A 20,783-nucleotide genomic window follows, 5' to 3' on the forward strand; every position below is an offset into this window, starting at 1 on the left:
GCTCAAGAGCCGCTATTTCGGCTTGCATTTCATTCCTCCCAGAAAGCTTCAACTGACCGGACTCTCGCAGATCCTGACTGTTTGCACAGCCCTGCATGCGCCGTTCGGGACGAAGCTTCTGCAGTCTATATATAACACTATTATCTCATGTGCATGTATTTTTTTACTGACAACGTAATTTATTTCATCTAGAGTGATTGTCATCGGGAGGCATGCAGAAGGCATTTCTCCCGGTGCGAGGGTGGGAGCAACGTTCGCAGGAACGGGACCCTCAAACGAAAAAGCCGCGCAAGCGCGGACTGGGAGGAGAACAATGGTTTTCACGTTAGAAATGACGGTCGTCCGGAAGCGCATCGCGGATCAATGCCGCACGCAGCACCGGTCATTTGCGCATCCAGTCGCGCATAGCCGCTAAGAACGTGCTGAACGGGCGCGGTTAACGGGCGCCCGACGCATCCAGCTACTGACACGAGAAGAACATGCCGGCCGCAAGCCTTTTCGCGGCCGAACGAGAATTGCATGCCGGAGGAAGATATGGCCAAGGTCGAAACAGCAGTCGGCGGCGCCTCATTCGTGAAGCCCAGCTATGGAAAGTGGATCACGGTCGCGATCGTCGCTGTGGTGGCCGGTGCCATTGCCCTGGATACCAAGGTCGTGCGTGTCGGCTCCGAGAGCGACATTCGGCAACAGGCTTTTTCACCTGACGTCTATGGCGTGGACACTTTCCCGCGTATTCGTGACTTCGTTGCGCAGAAGGCCGTCGAAGCTAGCGAGATCGGAGCCCTGGCGCTTTCCGACAAAACAAAGCTGGCCGAAACCTACGGCACGGCTTCGTCTACCGGTTCGATCATTCCGGTGAAGTTCGAAGGTGTCGTCGGCGAAGGAAAGTCGGGACTTTACAACGTCACGATCGACGGTGTGCCGTCGGAAATCCGGGTTCGCGTCCAGACGGGTCCTGCCATCAACGGCACGGATCTTCGCGATGTCCCGGGGGATATCGCCTTCGGCGATTTCAAGAACCAGATCGAGTATCAAAACGCCGCTTCCGCCATCAACCGGGCAATGAAGCAGGTGGTGCTTGAAGGCCTCGACACGAGCGCCCTCACCGGCAAGACCATTCAGGTCACCGGCGCGTTCCGCCTGATCAATCCCAAGAACTGGCTGGTAACACCGACGGAGGTCACCGTTCGATGAACGCGATCCATCCCGTTGCCGCAGTTGAAGACGAAGTCGTGCTCGCCGCGCGTAATGTCGCCAAATCCTACGGTGCGATCCAGGCTCTGAAGGGTGTCAACTTCGACATTCACCGTGGCCAGGTCACCACCCTTTTCGGTGAAAACGGCGCCGGCAAGTCGACCCTGATGCGCATCCTGTCCGGCATCACGACGCCGACGACGGGTGAAATCATCCTGGATGGCGCACCGATCACCTTTGCCTCGGCCACCGAAGCCCGAGACAGAGGCATCTCCATCATCCACCAGGAGCTGAGCCTGGCGCCGAACCTTTCCGTGCGGGACAACATCTTCATGGGCCGTGAAATTCGCGGACCGATGGGGGTCGACTTCGCGGAGGAAGAACGCCAGACGCGAGCGCTGATGGTGGAGCTGGAAGAGGATATCGACCCGCTGACGCCGGTTGAGGATTTGCGCCTCGGCCAGCAGCAAATCGTCGAAATTGCCCGTGCGCTTTCATATGACAGCCGCATCCTGATCATGGACGAGCCAACCTCTGCCCTGTCCGCATCGGAAGTGGAAGTGCTGTTCAAGGTCATTCGCGACCTGACGAGCCGCGGCGTTTCCATCGTCTATATTTCCCATCACCTGGAAGAAGCGCTCCAGATCACCGATCACGCGGTTGTCCTGCGGGACGGCGTGATGACCGCCTATGCGCCACGCAGCGATATCGACCTGGAATGGATCGTCCGCAACATGGTGGGCGAGAACTATGATCTCGGCTCACCACCGACCGGTTACGAATTTGGCGAAACCGCCCTTTCCATTCGCAATCTGACCGTCGCCGACCCGTCAGGCGCGGATTACAACGTGGTCGACGACCTGTCGCTTGACGTGAAAGCCGGCGAGATCGTCTGCATCTATGGATTGATGGGCGCCGGACGCACCGAACTTCTGGAAACCGTCGCCGGGCGGTTGAAGCAGGAGACGGGAGACATCCTCCTGAACGGCGGCAATGTCTCGCCACTCTCGATCGGCCAGAGAATTGCCAACGGTCTCGCGCTTGTTCCCGAGGACCGGCAGAAGGACGGCCTCGTCCAGACAATGACGGTCGGCCAGAACCTGTCGCTTGCCTCCATCATGGATTTCACGCGCGGCATCTTCACGTCCAGAAAGCTGGAATCCGATCTCATCGAAACCAGCATCCGCAAGGTCACCGTCAAGACCTCCGGACCGGACGCGGCGATTGGTTCGCTGTCTGGCGGCAACCAGCAGAAGGTCGTGATCGGCAAGATCCTGGCCACCGAGCCGAAGGTGATCATGCTCGACGAGCCAAGCCGCGGCATCGATATCGGCGCCAAGGCGGAAGTGTTCCGGCTCCTGGCCGAACGTGCCCGCGAAGGTCTGGCCGTCATCTACTCGACCTCGGAAGTCGGCGAATGCCTGTCCATCGCCCACCGCATCATCGTCATGCACCGGAGCCGGATCTCGGCGGAATTCGATTCAACCATCAGCAAGGAAAAGATCATGGCCGCCTCCGGCGAAGCCGTGGTCGCCTGACGGAGATCAGATCATGAGCGTTACGAGCGCCAACACGCAACCGGTCGCCAAGAACCGCCAGTCCCGCGAGCACAATATAGGACGGCTCCTTCTCGAAGGCCGCGCTTTCTTCGCCCTTATCGCGATCATTGCCGTTTTCTCGTTCCTGTCGCCGCATTATTTCACGGTCGGGAACTTCCTGATCATGTCCTCGCATGTGGCGATCTACGGCATTCTGGCCATCGGCATGCTGTTGGTGATCCTGAACGGCGGCATCGACCTTTCGGTCGGCTCCATTCTGGCCCTGTCCGGTGTCATTGCCGGCTTCCAGATGCAGGGCATCGTTCTGGATGCCTTCGGCGTCATCGTCTATCCGCCGGTCTGGGCGGTGGTCGTCATTACCTGTGTCGTCGGGGCGCTGGTTGGCGCGGTGAACGGGATCCTGATTGCCTGGTTCCGCGTTCCGGCCTTCGTGGCAACGCTCGGCGTCATGTATGTCGCCCGCGGTATCGCCCTGTTGATGACCAACGGCCTCACCTACAACAACCTGTCAGGCGATCCTGCGCTTGGAAACACCGGTTTCGACTGGCTTGGTTTCAACCGTCTGTTCGGCGTGCCGATCAGTGTTCTGGTGCTGGCGGCACTTGCGATCGTTGCCGGTCTGATGCTCAGCCGTTCCGCCTTCGGTCGCTGGCTCTACGCTTCCGGCGGCAATGCCCATGCGGCTGATCTTTCCGGCGTTCCCGTCAAGAAGGTGCAAGTGTCGGTCTATACGCTCTCCGGCATTCTTGCGGCCATCGCAGGTCTTGTTCTCTCGTCCCAGCTGACATCCGCTGGCCCGACTGCGGGAACGACCTACGAGCTGACCGCAATTGCTGCTGTGGTGATCGGTGGCGCAGCCCTGACCGGTGGCCGAGGCACCGTCCGAGGCACCATGCTGGGTGCCTTCGTCATCGGCTTCCTGTCCGACGGCCTCGTGATCATCGGCGTCTCGTCCTACTGGCAGACCGTCTTCACCGGCGCCGTGATCGTGCTCGCCGTCCTGATGAACTCCATCCAGTACGGCGGCGCCCGAAAGAAGTAGCCACCGCCTCGATCAGATTTCGCCGCTCCCGGAGGACTTAGGGAGCGGGAATACCCGCCAATTGGCGACCCCCATTCACGCTAAGGGAGGAATACTCGATGTTGAAATTTACCAGACGGACCCTGCTTGCCGCTGCCGCCGTCCTGCCGATGATTGCAAGCCCGGCTCTTGCCGACGGCCTGATCTCGATCATCGTCAACGACCCGGCCAACCCCTACTGGTACACCGAAGGCCATGTGGCAAAGGCTACTGCGGAAGAACTCGGTTACGAGGCCCAGGTCAGCGCCCATAAAGGTGACACCAACACCGAAAGCACCCTGATCGATACCGCGATCACCAACCAGTCCAAGGCAATCATTCTCGACCCGGCCAACGCAGACGGTTCCGTCGGCGCGGTGAAGAAGGCCGTGGCCGCCGGCATTCCGGTGTTCCTCATAAACGCTGAAATCAACCAGGAAGGCCTTGCCCAGGCACAGCTCGTTTCCAACAACGCCCAGGGCGCTGCAATCGGTGCGCAGCAGTGGGTGGAAGCCGTTGGTGAAGAGGGCAAATACGTCGAGCTCTTCGGTGCGCCGTCCGACAACAACGCAGCGACCCGTTCCAACGGTTTTGAAACCGTGCTGACCCAGTATCCGGATCTGGAAAAGGCAGCGCAGGAAGTCGCCAACTGGGACCGTACCCAGGGCTATCAGAAGATGCAGTCCATGCTTCAGGCCAATCCGGACATCATCGGCGTCATTTCCGGCAACGATGAAATGGCTCTCGGCGCAATCGCCGCCTTGAAGGAAGCCGGCAAGCTTGACCAGGTGAAGGTCGGCGGCTTTGACGGTTCACCGGACGCGGTCGCTGCCATCCGTGCTGGCGAACTTCAGTACACCGTGCTGCAGCCGGTTGCAGTCTTCTCCGCCGAAGCAATCCGCCAGGCCGACAAGTACATCAAGACCGGCTCCACTGGCGCTGAAAGCGAAAAACAGCTCTTCGATTGCGTGCTGATCACGGCCGACAACGTCGACAAGGTCACGGCGGCCTTTACCCTGACCCAATAATACCTCCCCACCTGACGGAGGCATCGCAAGGTGCCTCCGCTTTTTTCCGGGCAACCGGACCGCAACGCTGCCACTTTGCCAAATTCAGACTTTGACGTTAAGTGAAGCTGATCGAGCAGCAGCAGAAGCGACACAGCGTGGCATCGGACAACACCAGTTCCCCCGGAAACCGGCCCCACCTTCCCACCGACAGCCGACAGGCGCGCCAGATTGCGCGCAGGCGTTTGATCGCCGACTACGTCAACAGCCGCCAGAGTGCGCGCATCGACGAGATTTCGAAACGCTTCGGCATCAGCCTGATGACGGTCCATCGCGATATCGACACGCTGGTCGAGGACGGGCTTGTCTCGAAGTCCCGCGGTGTGATCACCTCCAGAACCAGTGCTGCTGGTTTACCTGAACCGGCTGAAACCGCGGCAACTGACGCCGGCCACTATCAGGCGATCGCAGCGGTCGCTGCGGATCTGATCCAGCCCGGCCAGACCGTTCTTCTCGCAGGCTCCCCGATTCTCAGGCACGCAGCCAGGTACCTCGCCAGCAAGGTGCCGCTCACCATCGTGACCAACTCCCTCGATCTGATGAACGATTTCCGCGAGCTTCCCGATATTTCTCTCATCGGGCTCGGCGGGACATTCAAATCCTGGTCTGGCTGTTTCCACGGTCCGCAAACGATCCGGGAAATCAACGACATCGATGCGGATGCGGCGATTGTCTCTGCGGATGCGATCTTCGAGGAAAAGACCTTCTACGAGACCGAAGAAGACCTGGCTGTTCGGAAAGCGATGCAGGAAAAGGCTAGACGGAACATCCTGGTTGCCAGCCATGGGTTGTTCGACAAGAAGGCCTTTTACGGTGGCAATGATCTTCGTGACTACGACGCGGTGGTCGTGAATACCGCCGTTCCCCCGCTGCTTGTCGACCGAATGCTGTCCAGAAAAATCGACGTCCGGCTTGCCTGAGATCCTCTCGAAAATTCTTGTCTCCAGACAATCGTAACATTGTCGTCTTTTGTTGCAAGGAAATGACAAATGTTACTTAATGTTGCCAAAAGTCAGATTCACTTTTCGGCAATTGGACTATCGGCCGAAATCGTGCAATTCAGATCGGCAACAAAGGGGGGAGCGGTCATGACAATGGAACCGTCTCGAGAGATCAACCGCCGCGTACCTGCGGAGTTTGACGATGTCGTCGTCTGGGCAGCCTGGCTTTATTACGAAGAATCGCTCAACCAGAGCGACATTGCCGGCATCATCGGTGTCTCGCGCGCGACCATCGTGAACTATCTTCAGGAAGCACGAGAGCGGGGTGTCGTTCGCATCGCCATGGATGCGGGCGTCATGGCACGTTCCGACCTCTCGCGGGAGATATGCGAACGCTTTGGCCTCAGCGAAACGCTGGTGGTGCAGCATCAACCCGGCGCGGATGCCCAGACACGGCTATTGACCCTTGGTGCAGCCGGTGCGCGCCAGCTGGAGCGGATGATCGACCCCGGTGAGATCCTCTGTGTTTCCTGGGGCAAGACTGTTCTTGCGGTTGCCGATGCGTTGAAACCCATGAGCGACGTCGACGGGGTCACGGTGGTTCAGGTGACAGGAGCAGCGACCAGCAAGCGCGACTTTTCGGCAGAACTCTGCACCGCAATCATGGCCCGTAAGCTTGGTGCGATCAGCATGAACCTGAATGCACCGGCTGTTCTGTCCAGTGCAGACCTGTGCCAGGCGCTGCGACGGGAACCTGCCCTCGAACGCCAGTTCGACATGATCCGGCAAGCCCGTACGATCGTTTTCGGGCTCGGCGGCCTTGGGCCGGAAAGCACCATCCGCTTTGCCGACATCGCGACGGACGAGGAAATCGACGCCTACGGTGAAGACGGCGCGAAAGCCGTTCTGATCTGCCGGTTCCTCGATGAGGAGGGCAATCAGATAACGCGGGAATTCGACAAGCGCATGATGGGGATCGAACTCGACGAACTGCGCACCATTCCACGCCGACTTTGCGTGGCAGGCGGATTGTCAAAGCTCGAGGCAATCCGCGCAACGCTGAAGGGTGGCTATGCAACCCATTTTGTCACCGACCTGGAAACGGCGCGGGCCCTCCTCAAGGGCTGAGGCCCGCGCGTTCTGTCTGTCAGGCAAGAACCTTTGCCGAATTCATGAAGTTGACAGTGTCCTCGAAGCTCTTGATGCCTGCGTCAGACCCGAGCCCCGTCGCCACAAGCGCCGCCGAGGCCTGCGCAAAGTTCAGCGCGGTCTTCAGATCCATCTTGTGGTGAAGGGCCGTGATGAACCCTGCATCGAAGGCGTCGCCGCAGCCGGTCGTGTCCACGACGGAAATCTCGAACGCAGGCTGGCGGACAAACTCGCCCTTGTGATCCATGAAGCAGACGCCGTCACCGCCGAGCGTGAAGACACATTGCTTGACGCCGCGATCCAGGAAAAAACGTCCTGCTTCCTGGATGTCACCTGCACCGGAAATCAGACGGGCTTCTTCGATCGACGGCATGAAATAATCGACATTCGGAAGCAGCGGCAGGAGCAGATCGATTGTGTTTTCGTTGGCTCCCAGCAGATCGAAGGTGACCGTGCGGCCACGTTTCTTGGCCTCCGCCAGAAGTCTCGCGCTCGGCTCGCCGTCCAGTTTGGCTAGCAGTCCGGTTCCACCCAGGTGAATGATTGACGGCGCCAGAACGGCATCAAGCATGTCGGTGGGAACATCGAAATGATCGGACGCGCCGCGCTGGTGCAGGGCCGGACGGTCGCCGTTGCGACGCACGTTCAGGATGGTTGCCGAAGTCGGCACGCCCTCGAGCCGCTGCATCAAGCTCGTGTCGACCTTGAACCGGCCGAGTGTCGACAGCACGAAGTCGGCCTTTTCATCGTCGCCGACCGCTCCGACGGCCAGACAGTTCAGCCCGAGTTTCGCCAGATCGATCACCGTACCGCCCGCGGTACCGGCAACCGTCAACCGAATTTCGTCGATGAATTCGACATTGCCGCCCTCGGGGATGGCATCGACCGGACGACCGAGAACGTCAAGAATGTAAAGGCCTATGACAGCAGCATCGTGGCTCATTTTTCCTCCCGGGAAAGTATGTTTCAGGCGCGGTTGCGCAATGCGAAGATCGTGCCCGCCAGCAGGATGAAGGCGCCGATGATGGCGAGTTGAAGCGTGCTGGGGATACCGATGAAGACAAGAACGTTGCTGACCAGAGTGATCAGGACAACGCCGAGCAGTGTGCCGACCACGGTTCCCGAACCACCGGTGATCTTGGCGCCGCCGAGCACCACTGCCGCGATGATTTCCAGTTCCATGCCTGCAAGGTCGAACGGGTTGGCAAGCCGGTTCGAAGCGACATGCACGATACCAGCGACACCAGCCAGAAGGCCAGCCCAGCCGAAGACAAACAACCGGACATAGAACAGATTGAAACCGAGGCGCTCGGCAATGCCCGGATTGCCGCCAGCCGCGAAGATCGCCCGTCCCATGAGCGTTCTTTCCAGGATGAACCAGGTCGCAAAAGCCGCGGCCACAAGCACCAGCACTGTTACCGGCAGGGTCGAGATCACACCATTGGTGCCATGCCACGTGATCAGCGAGGCTTTCCCGAAGCCATCCATTGCGGCCGGAATATTCATGAACAGGGCCGTTCCGATGAACGTCAGCAGGAAACTGCGAATGAAGTACTGGGTGCCGATGGTGACGATCAGCGAAGGCGTGCGCAGCGCATGGACCAGAAGCCCGTTGACCACGCCGAAAGCGGCTCCTCCGGCGGCGGCCAGCGGCAGGATCACCCAGATCGGCATGCCCGGAAACACATTCGTGACCAGCATGGTCAGCGCGTACATGACGAAGGCGGCAATCGCGGTAAACGATACATCGATCCCGCCGGCGGCAAGAACGGCAAGCACGCCCATTGCAAAGATGCCGCGGACCACCGAGGCCCGCAGAATGTCGAAGAGATTGTTGACCGCAAGAAAATCCGGATTGGCAATCGCAACGCCGATCACCGTCAGAATGACGAGTGCAAGCGTGAACAGCTCCGGTCTGCGGCCCATCAGATCCCAGATGCGCTTGAACACGCCGGGTCCGCTGTTGGTAAGGGTCATGTCGGTCACTGTGCGGCTTCCTCGTCCATGTTCGCCGGCGCTTCCGTCGCCGGGCCTGCAGCCATTGTCTGGTAGATCCCGTCTTCATCGATCTCTTCGGCCGCATAGTCGGCGACGATCCCGCCCTGTCGCATGACGAGAATGCGGTCGCAGTTCTGCAGCAGCTCGGGAAGGTCATCGGAAATGATCACGACAGCCATGCCGTCGTCCGCCAGGCGCTGAATGATGCGGAAAATCGTGTCCTTCGAGCCGACATCGACGCCGACAGTCGGGCCGTGCAGCACCAGAAGGCGTGGTTCGATGGTGAGCCAGCGTCCGATCAGAACCCGTTGCTGGTTACCGCCCGAAAGCGATTGCACCGGCACCGTGACATCGGGCGCGACCACCTGAAGATCAGTGATCTGGTCTTCGGAGAGCTTGCGCGCCTTGCGCTGGCTGATCATTCCGAAGAAGTTGCGCAGCCTGTTCAACACCGGCAGCGTGACGTTGTCCTGAATGGATTTCTCCAGGAACAAGCCTTCGGTCAGGCGATCTTCGGGAACATAGCCGACACCTTCCCTGATGGCCTCGGCCGGTGAGCGCAGGGCAACCGACCGGCCGTCCAGACGGATCGTGCCGCGCTCTGCCGGGACGACACCGGACAGCGCGAGGGCCAGCTCATTGCGGCCGGAATCCAGAAGGCCGGTCACACCCAGAATTTCACCCTTGCGTACCGTGAACGACAGGTTCTTGAAGGCGCGGCCCTGGCTCAGGCCTTCGACCTGAAGCAGCGTGTCGCCGATTTTCGGCTCGGTGCGATACCGGGCCTCGGAAATCTCGCGACCGGTCATCAGATGACCGATTTCGGCCTTGTTGGTGGTGGTCACATCGCGCTCGGCAACCTTCTGGCCGTCACGCATGATGATGGCGTGTCCACCAAGCGACTTCACTTCGTCGAGCTTGTGCGTCACGAACAGGACCGTCACGCCCTTGTCCAAAAGCTTCCGGACCACGGAAAGCAGGTAGTTCACTTCCTGCCGGGTGAGCGAAGTGGTCGGCTCATCCATGATGACGAGCCGTGCCTCTGCGGCAATCGCGCGGGCAATCGCGACCAGCTGCCGGGTTGCAAGAGGAAGCGTGTCAATTCTGCGCGTCAGGAAGGCACGGTCCGTCGGCAGATGAACCTGCTCGAGAGCCTTGGCCGCGGTTTCGTAAAGCGCCCCCAGCTTCAGCCTCCGGGCGAGACTGCCGTCTGCTTCCACGAGCTGACCTGTCAGGGCGACATTTTCGGCAACCGACAGATTGGGGAGCAGGGAAAGGTCCTGATAGACCGTCTCGATGCCCGCGCGCAGGGCACCGATGGCACCGAGATCGCCTGCGACATCGCCTTCGGTCTGCACGCCATCGATAAAGATCTGTCCCGATGTCGCCGGTTGGGCGCCAGAGATGATCTTGATCAACGTGGACTTGCCGCAGCCGTTTTCACCCATGAGATGGTAGATCTGTCCGGCACGAAGCGTAACGCTGACATCCTTCAGCGCCTGCACGCCGCCGAACGACTTGCGCACATTGCGGATCTCTAGAAAAGGCGCCGTGCCTGTCTTTTGAGACTGAGCGGGCTGGGGCTGCATGGTGACGTCCTGTGAATTCGATAGGTTCGGGGACGCGGTGTTCCCGCGCCCCCTGTTTTGCAGTCGTGTGTCAGAGGATCAGAACGGGTACTCGCCGTAGTTTTCCTTGCCGACATCAACCCAGGCCTGACCCTGAATGATGATGCCCTTGCCCGGACCCTGGCTCACCTTGACCGAGTTGTAGCCCTGCACGCCGAGGTCAGCGCCATCGGTGATTTCTTCGCCGTTGAGGATCTTTTCCGAAACGACGTTCATCACGTAGCCGGCATCCTTCGGATCCCAGAAGTAGATCCGGTCGACGGCGCCGGTTTCCAGGTAAGGTCCGGTGTCCTTGGGCAGGCCCAGGCCGAAGACGCAGGTCTGATCAGACCGGCCAGCTTCCTCGATCGCACGGCCGATGCCGATGACGTCGATTGCGGACGAGCCCTGGAAACCCTTGATGTCCGGATAGGCGCGCAGGATTTCCTTGGCCTTCTCATACGCCTTGTTGGCGTCGTTGAAGGATTCGTTTTTCGCAGCAACCAGTTCCATGCCTGGATACTTGGCTTCCGCGTTGGCCGCACCGGCATCAACCCACTGATTGTGCGTCAGGCTGCCGAGCGAGCCGACGAAGGTCGTCCACTTGCCTTCACCGCCCATGCATTCGGCCAGACCTTCGTTGATCTTGGTGCCGAACGCGGCGTTGTCGAAAGCTTCGATGTCGGCATCCGCGTTGACGATGCTGTCACCTTCATGGGCGATGACCTTGATGCCACGGCCCTGTGCACGGCGCAGCACGCCTTCCAGTGCGGACGGATCCATCGGCACTACCGCGATCGCGGAAACGCCCTTGGCAACCAGATCCTCGATGATGCGTGCCTGCTGGGCGGCATCGGCCTGTGCCGGGCCGATCTGGGTGGCGTCGATAGCCTCCTTGTCCGCATTGAAGGCATCGACGCCTTCGTTCATGCGGATGAACCAGTTTTCGCCGGTAACCTTCACGACCGTCGTGATGGTCTGCTCGTCTGCAGCCAAAGCCGGGCCGGCAAGTATAGTGCTCAGGACGAGCGCGCTTCCAGCCAGTTTCTTGACTGATTTCATAGTCTTTCCTCCACGGTTTTTTAAAGGGCTGTTCATTCTTGCGCCGCCCGGGGTGCCCTCAGGCCCGCGGCGCATCCGTTCATTGCCTTGATGGCAACCAGATGCTGAAGTTCACGCGAGCCGAGGCCAGCAGGGCGAGCAGAAGGACACCCCACGCAAGGTCGCGAAAGAAGTTCGAGATTCCGAGAAAGTTGAACAAGCTCGACAGGATCTGCAGCGCCGTTGCCGCAAGAAGAACGCACAGCACCTTGCCGTATCCGCCTTCCGGCTTCACCCCACCCAAAACCGCAATCAGGATCGCGATGAGGACATAGGAGCTGCCGTAGTCCCATTTGACGGACAGATTGCGTGAAGCAATGACGACACCCGCGATCGAGGCCAGAATTCCGCAGATCGTATAGGTGATCACGATCATGCGGCGGGCCGGAATACCGCCATAGTGAGCGGCCTTGGCATTCGACCCGAGCAGCATCAGCTTCACACCGAAGGGCGTATAGCGCAGGACATAGGCAATCAGCGCGGCCACCACGACAAACAGCGTGAAGCACAGGGGAACGCCGAGAACGGGCAGGTTTCCGAAGCTGTCGAGCGGCGGAATATATCCGAGGCTGAGCGCCGATCCGTTGGTCAGCCAGACGGCGACACCGGTGAACAGCAGCTGGGTGCCGAGTGTCGCGATCAGCGGCGTCAGACCGGCAAAGGCGATGACTATTCCATTCAGAAGACCACCGACGAGACCGACCGCAATTGCAACGCCGGCGAACGTCCAGGAGAACAGCAGCGGATCATCACCCGGCACGACAAGCGTACGAACGACCAGAAACGAAACGATGCCGGAAAGATTGGCCAGGGCGATGCCGGAAAGATCGATGCCGCCGTTCCCGGAGATCATGGCCAGGGTCACGCCAAGTGCCAGCAGGCCGAGCTCCGGTACCTGGGCAGCCATGATCTGCAGGTTATAGCTGTCGATAAAATTGGCACCTGCAAGCAGGGCACCGGTGACCAGCACGATCACATTGATCAGCGCCAAAAACACCGTCTGTCGGTCAGCTCTAGGCAACAATCTTTCCTCCCAGGGGCCGGAGCGTTTGCACTCCGGATCGTTAATTGTATTTAGACAAGGGTATCTGACAAATGTCAATCACTCTGATTCAAGGTTTGACAATTCACCTTTAACCCATTGTCTTTTCGTCACTTTCCACCCTTCTGCTCACCGAGTTCCGTCAGTGCAGGGGTGTGGCAGGGATGGTCGAGAAGGGTGATGAGTTCGTCGTCCAGCTTCATCAGCGAGAGCGACACTCCCTTCATGTCGAGCGAGGTGAAATACGGTCCGACGAAGGTGCGGTGAACGCCGATGCCATGCGCCTTCAGACGCTGGCGAACACGGCGTGCCAGAATGTAGAGTTCCATCGTCTGGGTGCCGCCGAGCGAGTTGATGAGGAGCGCCACGCGATCGCCGCGCACCGGTGCCATCTCGCTCAGAATGCGGTCCAGAAGCAGATCCGCGGCATCATCCGCCTTGACGATCTTCTGCCGCATCACACCGGGTTCACCGTGGATGCCGACCCCGATCTCCATCTCGTCCGGACCGACCTCGTAGCTCGGCTGACGGGTATCGGGCAGCCTTACCGGCTCCAGGGCCAGACCCATCGTGTAGGTACAGTCGGCCGCGCGCCGCGCAACGATTTCGCAGGCCTCGAGCGAGGCATTGAGATCTGCCGCAGCCCCCGCGATCTTGAAAACGAAGACGTTGCCGGCAACACCCCGGCGCGACCCGCGGGCATCCGGTGGTGACGAGGCGATGTCGTCCGTCGTCACAACCTGACGAACACGAATTCCCTCCGCCGCTGCCATTTCGGCAGCCATGTCGAAGTTCATGACGTCACCGGAGAAGTTTCCGTAGATATAAAGAAGCCCGGCATCGCCATGAACTGCACGGCTCGCAGCCAGAATCGGATCAGGCGGCGGCGCGGCAAAGATGTTGCCCATGACGGCAGCATCAGCGCAGCCCTGGCCGACGTAACCCCAGAACCCGGGGTCATGGCCCGAACCGCCCCCAATGACGATGCCGACCTTGCCGGACCTCGGCCCGTTCCGCGCCATCACGGCACGATGGGTACCCGGCACCTTGGCAAGCAAGGGTTCATGCGCCAGCAAAAGACCGTCGATACTCTCGTCGACAATGTCCCGTGCTTCGTTGATCAGTTTCTTGTCGCCGCCGTGATGGACGCGCGGTGCAGCCCCGTCAACGACAGGGGCCGGAACTTGCGAACGCCGCTTCGGCTCCTGCCAGCCATCCGCCGTGAGCACACCCCTTGCACTGGCGGCATCGGTGATCAGCACATTGACGTATCCGCCGCGCAGCGCAGCAAGGATCGCCGAAACCTTTTCAATGCCGCCGGCAACGGCAATGCGCTGCGGGATTGCCCGCAACGCAGCAAGATCAAGGCCGATCGTCCGATCGTTGACCGGACCGATGACCGGTTCCCCGCGTGCCGAGATGAAGCGCCCGCTGACGCTGCCGACCGCGTCCTGATAATGCGCTTGCTGGTCGACCCCGTCGAGAAAGCCGCTTGTGTGAATTGTGCTTTCCGGGCGCATCGACGAAATGCCCATCACGATGCGATTGGCTTCCGAAAGAACGACCATCTGCTCCGACAGGACGGTTTCGGCCAGAAGCCGTTCGCGCATTTCCGGCGAGGATACGATGGCAGGTGCCGACAGGGGTACCCAACGAGCCCCGAGCGCTTCGGCAAGGCGGGCGGCGCAGGCCTCCGGGGTCCAGGGTATACGTGCCGTCGTGCTGCCGGACGCCTGAACGACGCGAATGTCGGCAAGGCCCGGATGGTGCAATTCCTCGGCAAGGGACAGAACAGACCGGCCCCAGGCCACTGCAATCGTGTCGCCGGCGCGCACCAGCCTCTTGAGCACCTGCGCACCTGCAGCGCCAAGCCGTTCGAACAGAGAGCGATCACCGCCTTCGCTGGGGATGACCAGGCAATCCTGCAGGTTGAAGCGGTCCTTCATGGCCTTTGCAATCATGACCGAACGGAAACGATCCGGTTCGATCTCGATATTTACCAGCCCACGCGTACGCGCATCGGCCAGATAGGTATTTACCGACGCCCGGGAAAGCCCCATGAGGTTGGCGATGTCCGCCTGGGTCATGCCGTCTTCGTAATAGAGCCAGGCAGCCCACAGCAGCGGATCGTCACCAAACCGCATCGGCATTTCACTCAGGATGGCCTTGTCGGATTTCCCGCCGGAACGCTTCACCATCAGCTTGCCTCCCCTTGCAGGAGGTTCGTGAGGCCCTCGCGCAATGCGGCAATGATGATGACTGCGGAGGCGGCTCCCGGGTCGACATGCCCGAGCGATCTTTCACCCAGTCTTGCGGCCCGGCCGACGGAGGCGACCATGGCGCGCGTGGCTTCTCGCCCTTCGCTCGCCGCCTCCAGCGCCGCATCGAGGCAAGCAACCGGGCCTGCCCCGTTCTGCTGTGCTTCTGTCACGGCGCGCGCGGCCGGTCCCCAGGCATCCAGCATGGTCTTGTCGCCCGGGGTCGCCTTGCCGCGTTGTGCAATCCCGTCGCAGAAGCAGACGACCATCTCCGGGAGACGATCGACCGAAATATCCTGCTGCGCATCAAAGGCCTGCCCAGCCCGAAGAAAGGCACTGGCATAGAGCGGGCCGGTCGTTGCACCGACGGCATTCAGGAACGAGCGTCCTGCAATCGGCAACAGGGCACCGGCCTTCACGTCCTGGTTTGCAGCCTCAACGCATGCGGTAACGACCGCAGCAAATCCGCGTGCCATGGTGTTCCCATGGTCGGCATCACCGATGGCGCCATCCAGGGCACCAAGTTCGGCACTTGCTTCGTCGATCCGCATCGAAACGATGCGGAGCAATTCGGTCATTTGCGTTGCGTTGAGGTTTGTCATGGTTCGTCTGCTGCTCCGTTTAGCCCAGCCTCTTTTCAAGTGAGTCGGCCAGTGCCACCAGGATAAGGCAGCAGGATGTCGCGCCTGCGTCCAGCACACCGCGCGATCGTTCGCCCAGACGGCTGGCACGTCCGATCTTCGCGACCAGGTCGATCGTGCTGTCACGTCCCTGTTCTGCGGCCTTGCGCATGGCGGCAAGGGCAGCAACGAACCCTTGCGATTTCGCCCCGTCAAAGGCTTCGACCGCTGGAACAAGCGTGTCGATCAGCGTCTTGTCGCCGACCTTTGCCGAACCGGTCCGGCGAACGCCTTCAAGCGCGGCATTGAGAACGGCAGAGAACCCGTCGGCATCGATGGCGGGGCGCCCCTGAACGGTCGTTGCCATTTCCTGGAACATGAAGCCGTACAATGGCCCCATGGATCCGCCGATCTCGCTCATCAGGACATCGGACAGAACGCTCATCGCCTCATCAAGTGAAAGGGACTTGCCGGAAATACGCTCCGCGGCACGACCAAACCCCTTGGCCATGTTGATCCCGTGATCACCGTCTCCGATCAGACCGTCGATTTCGGAAAGATAGGCCTTGTTCGCGACGATCACCTCGGCAACTTCCGCCACGATCTCCCGTGATCCTGCAACAGGCACAGAAGGTCCCTCGATGGTGACATCCTTTGCGACGGTGGACCGCGCTTCTTTTCGGCTTCCCCGTGACCTGTGGGTCGGAGCGCCTTCGGCAACTTCCGGCGCTTCGACTTTCCCTGTCGACATGCCCGGTGCCTCGGCGGCCATGTCCAGCAGCTCCTTCAGTTCACTGTCGAGCGCCATGACCGTCAAGGTCGCACCGATCATTTCCAGGGAGGTGAAGTAGTTGCCGACAAACGCCTTGTGCACACGAATGCCCTGCGCCTGGAGACCTGTCTCGATGCGGTTGTAGAGGACATAAAGCTCGTTCACGGGCGTGGCACCGAGACCCGAAACAAGCACGGCGACTTCCGCACCGTCCTTAAGTCCGTGATCATCGAGTACGATCTTCAGCATGTCGTCGGCCACGGCATCGGCAGAAGCGAGCTTTTCGACACGAACTCCGGGTTCGCCGTGGTGACCTATGCCGACTTCCATCGTACCGGCTTCGATCGAAAAATTGGGATGACCCACAGCGGGCAAGGTGCAGGGCCCCAGACCCACACCAACGGACCGGCAGGCATCGATTGCCTTTTGCGCGGCCGCCTGCACTTCCGTCAATGATCCGCCGAGCGCAGCCTTCGCTCCGCCGATCTTCCACATGAAGATTTCTCCGGCGACACCCCGGCGCTTTTCCCGCTCGGAAAGCGGAGCAGAGCAGACGTCGTCGTTGGCAACCACCGTAACGACCTCGATGCCGTCGGGAGCCACCATTTCCTTGGCCATTTTCACGTTCATGTTGTCGCCGGCATAATTGCCATAAAGGACGGCAACACCCTTGCCGCCATCGGCGGCGCGGATCGCGTCGGCAAAGCTCTTGGCGGTCGGTGAGGAGAACAGCTCGCCAACAGCGGTGGCGTCGACAAGGTTCCGGCCGGTATAGCCGATAAAGGCCGGCTCGTGACCCGATCCACCACCAGTGACGATACCCACACGACCTGGCCGCGGCGCTGTGGTGGACACGACAACACGGTCGTTTTCCGGATCCAGCCGGACAAGGTCGCTATGCGCCCTCACGAAGCCGGCAACGGTCTCGTCCACGAGGTTGTCTGGGTCGTTGATAAATCTCTGCATTCTCTTTCCGCTTGAAAAAACGTCACAGAAGGGCTCAGCCCCGGAAGCCATGCGCGAGACGCCTTTGAACAAAGGTCCGCGCTCGGCCAACCGAAGTTTCCGAGACAAGAGTGACGCTGATTAGCTCCTCCCTGAGCCGCCCTGAACGTGCAGGTCCGGCCTTGATGGGTCCTATGCTTCATCCGTATTTTGTCATTTGTCAAGCAAGAGTCGAATAATATCAAAAATTGACATCTTCCGTGTCGAGACGCTGTCGTCCAGCGACGCTACAGCATTGCAGCCGCAATCTCGGCCAGGGCCGGAACCGCATTCCCACTACCTAAGGTTTCGGTATCTGCACTTGTTTGGAGAACGAATTTCGATGCCGTCACTTTGACCTCGCTCCGGCCAAATCGACAGAACGGCGGGCAATGACAAATGGATCTAAGAAACTGATCTAAATGATCATTCAGACATGCGTTTTGGCTGCTCTCATAGACACAGGGAAGCGAAGGCCTTGCAGATGCCCCCAGCATCGATCGCCCTTCGCCACCCCTTGAACGCCCGACGGCACAAATTGGCACTTTCTAGTTATGAGGGTAAAATTCACCCGGATGCGGAAGGTCGAAAATCCGCCTTGGACGGACCACTTCTTCCAAGGGTGCGGCTAATGAAGAAGGTCAGCCCGATCAGTCCCGTCATGAGCGCCAGCCAGAAAAGGGAGCGTTCGGGGTGGCTGCCGATCTGGCTGAGCTGATAAGCGATCGTGGCACCGGAATAGGCGACAAACGTTGTCCAGGCAGCAGCAAAGACGGCCCAACCGGCACCGATTTCCCGAGCAATCGCAGAAAGGGTCGCAACGCAGGGGATGTAGAGCAATACGGCCAGCATGTAGGCAAATGCAGCGCTCTGGCTGCCGAAATACCTGGACATTTCGGCAAATACGGCTGGCTGGACGTTCTGTTCGCCTGCCGCGGCTTCGAAACTGGATATGTCACCGACATCCAGCCCAAGTGGATCAAGCAGGGCATCCGCAAGGCCGATCAGGGATTCGCCCAGGGCAAGCACCGTCGCTTGTGCGGTTTCCATCGGATTGGGAACCTCCTCACCTGTCGTTTCACCGGACGCGTAGAGAGCCTGCAGGGTCCCCACCACGGTTTCCTTGGCAAACATGCCGGTGAAAAGGCCGACCGCTGCCGGCCAGTTGTCGGCACTGACGCCCATGGGCTCAAGAACGGGTGTAACCTGCCGGGCTGTGAGCGCCAGTATGGAGGTGCCATTGTCCTCATTTCCGAAGCTGCCATCGGGGCCGACGGAATTCAGAAACGACAGCAGCGCAACCACGATCACGATGGTCTTCCCGGCCTCGGCAACGAATTGCCGGATCCGGGCCCAGCAGAGGCGCAGGACCCTTGAAAGCGGCGGCATCTGGTAGATCGGCAGCTCGATTGCCAGAGGCCGGGGTCGCTGCAAGGTCAGCCTGGGAGCCAGCATCCAGCCGGTGAATAGCGCTGCCGCGATGCCGATCAGATACAGCGCGAAAACAACATTCTGACCCCCAACCGGGAAGAAAGCAGCGGCGAACAGCGCATAGACCGGAAGGCGCGCCCCGCAGGACATGAAGGGCGCCATCATCGAGGTCAATATGCGCTCGGCGCGCGTGTCGAGTGTCCGCGTCGCCAGCACCGCCGGAATTGTGCATCCGAAACCGAGCACAAGCGGCAGGAAGGCGCGGCCCGACAGTCCCAGACGACGCATCACACGGTCCGCGACCACGGCTGCGCGGGTCATGTATCCACTTTCCTCCAGAAAGATCTGGCACAGGAACAGGAACCCGACCACCGGCACGAAAGTCCCGACCGTCTGAATGCCGGTACCGATCGCGCTGACGGCAATGTCGAGGACCGTGCCGGACAGCCCCAGCTGATGGAAAACGAGCGCTGGCGTATCGACAAAGGCAGCCTGACCGAGGCCGTCGAACAGATCGATGAAGACGCCGGACACATTGATCGTCAGGAAGAACAGGAGATACATCACGCCAAGAAACAGCACCGGGCCGAACCATGGCGAAAGGGCGACCCGGTCGAACCTGTCGGACAGGAATCTGCGACCCGCAGGTGGCGGCATATCTATGCGGCGCGTCAGAAGGGTTGCCTGTGCAAGGGGCGCGTCCGCCAGATACTGGTCGAGCGGCACGCCTTCCACAGGTCCGGTCTCCTCGATCAACCGGTCACGGATTTCAAGAAGGTCTTGTCTCGCGCGTTTTTCCGTCAGCCAGTCCCGTTCCATCAACCGGCGCGATGCGGCAACGGTGTTGGCGTTTTCATATTCGGGCCTGCCGTCCAGTACCTGTTGCAACGCCTCCAAGGCATCGCAGACCTTGCCGGGCAAGGATGTCTCCTGAGGGGAGGAAACGCGCTGCCGATCTTGCAGGCAACGTGCAAGCTGGTCATGCAGCTGATCGAGCCCGGAAAGTGTTCTGCCGGAAACGGCAACCACTGGAACATTCAATTGTTCGCTCAGAACCCGCGCGGCTGCGTCCACGGCAGCCGACGTCCAGCAGTCGGCCTTCGTCAGAACCGCCACGACCGGCACGCCGTTGCCACGGGCCTGCAGCAACATGGACAATCCGCGATGCGGCGCGGACAGATCCACCGCAACAATCAGGGCATCGTGCGCCACGTTGACGAGAGCGTCTCTGGCAACCCTTTCATCTATCCGCTCCGCCTGGGGAGCGGACAGGCTCGAGATTCCCGGCAGATCGACGAATTCAACGGTCAGACCCTTGATGACAGCCGTTCCGCTCTTTCGATCGACAGTCACGCCGGGCCAGTTGCCGATCGTTTGCCGGGCGCCGGTCAGCATGTTAAAAAGCGTGGACTTGCCCGAATTGGCAGGGCCGAGCAGGAAAACCCGGTACTGGGCCGGTGCACAGGGCAGAAGGTCCCGCCGAACGCAACCGGGTGCGGCACAACTAAAACAGCCCATCAGACGTCCCTCCCCCGGAAAACGTGTTCGTGTGCCTGTTCCTTCTGGCGATTGCTGTCGCAACCGCAGCCGCAGTCACAAGGAGAAAGCTGGACCGACAAGGCCAGATCCACGCCGATGGCGGCGCGAATGTCGCCACAGGCCACGATACGCGGCCGCAATCCGTTGCCGCGAAGAAGATTGATGACCGTGTCGGGTGCAAGTCCGGCCGCAAGAAGTTCCATGCGCGAGTGGCGCGTCTCGCCCAGGCAGACAACGTGATACGCCTTGCCTGGCACGGCATGCGCAAGCGTCAGAACATCCGCGCCATCGGCTGTCGGCTGCGGCGTTATTTGTCCACTCTCGGTTTGCAGGATTGGTTCAGACATTGGCGAGGCCCTTCTTGTTCCGAATAAGGGCGTAGCACCGGGAGAACCCGACCCAATTGACCATAGTCAAGTCTGACAGGGGGCCGGTCGCGGTGAAAGATCACAGATCGACCG

Annotated in this window: 16 protein-coding genes; 6 read left to right on the forward strand and 10 right to left on the reverse strand. The window is 60.3% G+C overall.

What is annotated here, in order from left to right; genetic code table 11:
• Positions 1-519 precede the first annotated feature (519 nt).
• From FIV05_RS30360 to FIV05_RS30385, 6 genes are all read left to right on the forward strand, one after another.
• Entirely contained in the window at positions 520-1,194 is a 675-nt protein-coding gene (locus FIV05_RS30360; protein WP_286202320.1) for a DUF2291 domain-containing protein, read from the forward strand.
• Positions 1,191-2,732 (forward strand): sugar ABC transporter ATP-binding protein, encoded by a 1,542-nt coding sequence (locus FIV05_RS30365; protein WP_152512282.1) that lies wholly within the window; start codon positions 1,191-1,193, stop codon positions 2,730-2,732. The genes FIV05_RS30360 and FIV05_RS30365 overlap by 4 nt, the downstream gene beginning before the upstream one ends.
• A gap of 13 nt (positions 2,733-2,745) precedes the next feature.
• Positions 2,746-3,795, forward strand: a complete 1,050-nt coding sequence (locus tag FIV05_RS30370; RefSeq protein ID WP_152512281.1) for an ABC transporter permease — start codon at positions 2,746-2,748, stop codon at positions 3,793-3,795.
• Positions 3,796-3,893: 98 nt separating this feature from the next.
• Positions 3,894-4,841: a D-ribose ABC transporter substrate-binding protein gene (locus FIV05_RS30375; RefSeq protein WP_023001437.1), complete on the forward strand. Its 948-nt coding sequence runs from the start codon at positions 3,894-3,896 to the stop codon at positions 4,839-4,841.
• Between the two features lie 137 nt (positions 4,842-4,978).
• Positions 4,979-5,800 (forward strand): DeoR/GlpR family DNA-binding transcription regulator, encoded by an 822-nt coding sequence (locus FIV05_RS30380; RefSeq protein ID WP_209010121.1) that lies wholly within the window; start codon positions 4,979-4,981, stop codon positions 5,798-5,800.
• Positions 5,801-5,968: 168 nt separating this feature from the next.
• Entirely contained in the window at positions 5,969-6,949 is a 981-nt protein-coding gene (locus tag FIV05_RS30385; protein WP_152512279.1) for a sugar-binding transcriptional regulator, read from the forward strand.
• Between the two features lie 19 nt (positions 6,950-6,968).
• On the opposite strand, the gene FIV05_RS30390 is transcribed toward FIV05_RS30385, so the two are convergent.
• From FIV05_RS30390 to FIV05_RS30435, 10 genes are all read right to left on the reverse strand, one after another.
• Positions 6,969-7,913, reverse strand: coding sequence for a sugar kinase (locus FIV05_RS30390; RefSeq protein ID WP_152512278.1), 945 nt, complete (start codon positions 7,911-7,913; stop codon positions 6,969-6,971).
• Positions 7,914-7,936: 23 nt separating this feature from the next.
• Entirely contained in the window at positions 7,937-8,896 is a 960-nt protein-coding gene (locus FIV05_RS30395) for an ABC transporter permease (protein WP_286202349.1), read from the reverse strand.
• Between the two features lie 56 nt (positions 8,897-8,952).
• On the reverse strand, positions 8,953-10,557 hold the full coding sequence (locus FIV05_RS30400) for a sugar ABC transporter ATP-binding protein (RefSeq protein WP_152512277.1): 1,605 nt from the start codon (positions 10,555-10,557) through the stop codon (positions 8,953-8,955).
• Between the two features lie 78 nt (positions 10,558-10,635).
• Entirely contained in the window at positions 10,636-11,637 is a 1,002-nt protein-coding gene (locus tag FIV05_RS30405) for a substrate-binding domain-containing protein (RefSeq protein ID WP_023001443.1), read from the reverse strand.
• Positions 11,638-11,716: 79 nt separating this feature from the next.
• Positions 11,717-12,697, reverse strand: a complete 981-nt coding sequence (locus tag FIV05_RS30410) for an ABC transporter permease (RefSeq protein WP_286202348.1) — start codon at positions 12,695-12,697, stop codon at positions 11,717-11,719.
• A gap of 131 nt (positions 12,698-12,828) precedes the next feature.
• A complete protein-coding gene (locus FIV05_RS30415) occupies positions 12,829-14,916 on the reverse strand; it encodes a bifunctional sugar-binding transcriptional regulator/dihydroxyacetone kinase subunit DhaK (protein ID WP_152512275.1) in 2,088 nt (695 codons plus the stop codon).
• Positions 14,916-15,578 carry a dihydroxyacetone kinase subunit DhaL gene (gene dhaL, locus FIV05_RS30420; RefSeq protein WP_152512274.1) on the reverse strand — a complete coding sequence of 221 codons (663 nt, stop codon included), beginning with the start codon at positions 15,576-15,578 and terminating at the stop codon, positions 14,916-14,918. The genes FIV05_RS30415 and dhaL (FIV05_RS30420) overlap by 1 nt, the downstream gene beginning before the upstream one ends.
• 19 nt (positions 15,579-15,597) lie before the next feature.
• Entirely contained in the window at positions 15,598-17,334 is a 1,737-nt protein-coding gene (gene dhaL, locus FIV05_RS30425) for a dihydroxyacetone kinase subunit DhaL (RefSeq protein ID WP_152512273.1), read from the reverse strand.
• A gap of 585 nt (positions 17,335-17,919) precedes the next feature.
• Positions 17,920-20,301, reverse strand: coding sequence for a ferrous iron transport protein B (gene feoB, locus FIV05_RS30430; protein ID WP_152512272.1), 2,382 nt, complete (start codon positions 20,299-20,301; stop codon positions 17,920-17,922).
• The gene (locus FIV05_RS30435; RefSeq protein ID WP_152512271.1) at positions 20,301-20,669 is read right to left on the reverse strand and encodes a FeoA domain-containing protein; all 369 of its coding nucleotides are present in this window, start codon (positions 20,667-20,669) and stop codon (positions 20,301-20,303) included. Before FIV05_RS30435 ends, feoB begins: the two co-directional genes overlap by 1 nt.
• Positions 20,670-20,783 lie beyond the last annotated feature (114 nt).

It is taken from the genome of Labrenzia sp. THAF191a (genome assembly GCF_009363335.1).
Classification (GTDB): Bacteria; Pseudomonadota; Alphaproteobacteria; order Rhizobiales; family Stappiaceae; genus Roseibium; species Roseibium algicola.

Coding starts and splice junctions, on each gene's coding strand:
- feoB (WP_152512272.1), bottom strand. CDS start 20,301: ATGGGCTGTTTTAGTTGTGCCGCACCCGGTTGCGTTCGGCGGGACCTT.
- FIV05_RS30390 (WP_152512278.1), bottom strand. CDS start 7,913: ATGAGCCACGATGCTGCTGTCATAGGCCTTTACATTCTTGACGTTCTC.
- FIV05_RS30395 (WP_286202349.1), bottom strand. CDS start 8,896: ATGGGCCGCAGACCGGAGCTGTTCACGCTTGCACTCGTCATTCTGACG.
- FIV05_RS30400 (WP_152512277.1), bottom strand. CDS start 10,557: ATGCAGCCCCAGCCCGCTCAGTCTCAAAAGACAGGCACGGCGCCTTTT.
- FIV05_RS30360 (WP_286202320.1), top strand. CDS start 520: ATGCCGGAGGAAGATATGGCCAAGGTCGAAACAGCAGTCGGCGGCGCC.
- FIV05_RS30370 (WP_152512281.1), top strand. CDS start 2,746: ATGAGCGTTACGAGCGCCAACACGCAACCGGTCGCCAAGAACCGCCAG.
- FIV05_RS30405 (WP_023001443.1), bottom strand. CDS start 11,637: ATGAAATCAGTCAAGAAACTGGCTGGAAGCGCGCTCGTCCTGAGCACT.
- dhaL (WP_152512273.1), bottom strand. CDS start 17,334: ATGCAGAGATTTATCAACGACCCAGACAACCTCGTGGACGAGACCGTT.
- FIV05_RS30435 (WP_152512271.1), bottom strand. CDS start 20,669: ATGTCTGAACCAATCCTGCAAACCGAGAGTGGACAAATAACGCCGCAG.
- dhaL (WP_152512274.1), bottom strand. CDS start 15,578: ATGACAAACCTCAACGCAACGCAAATGACCGAATTGCTCCGCATCGTT.
- FIV05_RS30385 (WP_152512279.1), top strand. CDS start 5,969: ATGACAATGGAACCGTCTCGAGAGATCAACCGCCGCGTACCTGCGGAG.
- FIV05_RS30375 (WP_023001437.1), top strand. CDS start 3,894: ATGTTGAAATTTACCAGACGGACCCTGCTTGCCGCTGCCGCCGTCCTG.
- FIV05_RS30365 (WP_152512282.1), top strand. CDS start 1,191: ATGAACGCGATCCATCCCGTTGCCGCAGTTGAAGACGAAGTCGTGCTC.
- FIV05_RS30415 (WP_152512275.1), bottom strand. CDS start 14,916: ATGGTGAAGCGTTCCGGCGGGAAATCCGACAAGGCCATCCTGAGTGAA.